General features: G+C 45.6%; 1 protein-coding gene. It reads left to right on the top strand.

The window, feature by feature from the left end; translation table 11 throughout:
* Positions 1–40 precede the first annotated feature (40 nt).
* Positions 41–649, top strand: a 609-nt coding sequence (locus tag A3756_RS18905; protein ID WP_304438905.1) for a YbaK/EbsC family protein, incomplete at its 3' end; no start/stop codon positions are given.

The raw sequence follows: 649 nt of genomic DNA, 5'->3' as shown, positions 1-649 counted from the left end.
TATGGATAACAAAGAGTTAAATGACATGATACCCGCGGTGGTGAATAAAGTTTTTGAACAATACCAGAATGATGCCGAAATTAATTTGACTGAAGCGGACCAGCCAGTGTTAGTTGACCGTGAAGGCATTCCCGATAGCCAGATTCTGAAAACCATCTTGATGGCAGACACACTAGGGCGTTCGCAGCTAATATTTTTAGCCGACAGTATGCTGGATGTCGACAGTTTGAACAGTAAGGTAGGGCGCTCATTCGAAGCGCTGCCACATGAGGATGTACACAGCCTAATCGCCGTGCATAGCATCAAAACGCTTCCGGCTATTCCGGATATCACCGGTTTACCGGCGATTGTCGATGCTCGTGTCATCGAACAGGATACCGTCTATATCGAAACCGATGAAGCAGATAAACTGATCAAGCTGAGTAAAGAGGCCTTTTCAGCCTCAACTAGAAAAGCTAAAGTCGAAAGCTTTGCAGTGCCTCTATCATCGATACCTTACAACATAAATCAACCAGGCAGTGACCTTGAGCAGATCAATCAAGCGATTGAGAAGTTTACCTCCTTACGTATTAAACAGCGCTTGGAAGACACTCTTGAGCTTCCACCTCTGCCTCAGAGTGCACAAGAAATTATTCGCCTTCGCTCCAAC

This window comes from Oleiphilus sp. HI0086 (assembly GCF_001635225.1).
Note: the sequence above shows the minus strand (reverse complement) of the source record. Positions and strands in the feature narration are given on the sequence as shown.